At 55.3% G+C, this 1,084-nt stretch carries 1 rRNA gene; it reads right to left on the bottom strand.

What is annotated here, in order from left to right:
- Positions 1-1,084 (bottom strand): 23S ribosomal RNA (locus HMPREF2847_RS07050); the annotation flags it as partial.

Here is a 1,084-nt window from a genome sequence, read left to right on the forward strand (position 1 = left end):
TGTGCTCCGGATTTACCTAGAACACGGGCCACACGCTTACACCACGATATCCATCACGTGGCACGGCTACCTTCCTGCGTCACCCCATCACTTGGCTACTACCAGTTCAGGTCCCCAGCATCACACACACCAACCAACCTAAAAGGCTGGCACAAGGCGCGTGTTCAGGTGGGTTAGTATCCCTGATTCACCATGGGCGCGGACACACGGGTACGGGAATATCAACCCGTTATCCATCGACTACGCCTGTCGGCCTCGCCTTAGGTCCCGACTCACCCTGGGAGGATTAACCTGGCCCAGGAACCCTTAGTCATTCGGCGGAGGAGTTTTCCACTCCTCATTCGCTACTCATGCCTGCATTCTCACTCGCGCACACTCCACACTAGGGTTACCCCAGCGCTTCACAGCAGTCACGCGACGCTCCCCTACCCAACCACCACAAAATGGTGATTGCCGCGGCTTCGGCGGTGTACTTGAGCCCCACTACATTGTCGGCGCAGAACCACTCGACCAGTGAGCTATTACGCACTCTTTCAAGGATGGCTGCTTCTAAGCCAACCTCCTGGTTGTCTTCGCGATCCCACATCCTTTTCCACTTAGCACACCCTTAGGGGCCTTAGCCGGCGATCTGGGCTGTTTCCCTCTCGACTACGAAGCTTATCCCCCGCAGTCTCACTGCCGTGCTCTGACCTAACCTGGCATTCGGAGTTTGGCTGATGTCGCTAAGATGATAGTCCCGCTAAACCAACCAGTAGCTCTACCTCCAGGAGGAAACACACGACGCTGCACCTAAATGCATTTCGGGGAGAACCAGCTATCACGGAGTTTGATTGGCCTTTCACCCCTACCCACAACTCATCCCCTCAGTTTTCAACCTAAGTGGGTTCGCGCCTCCACAGAGTCTTACCTCTGCTTCACACTGGCCATGGGTAGATCACCCCGCTTCGGGTCCAGGACATGCCACTAAAAACACACTAGTTAGTATTCGCTTTCGCTACGACTACCCCACCAAACGGGTTAACCTCGCGACATGCCGCTGACTCGCAGGCTCATTCTTCAAAAGGCACGCCATCACCCCAAAAAA

The organism is Corynebacterium sp. HMSC074C03 (assembly GCF_001838285.1).
GTDB lineage: Bacteria > Actinomycetota > Actinomycetes > Mycobacteriales > Mycobacteriaceae > Corynebacterium > Corynebacterium amycolatum.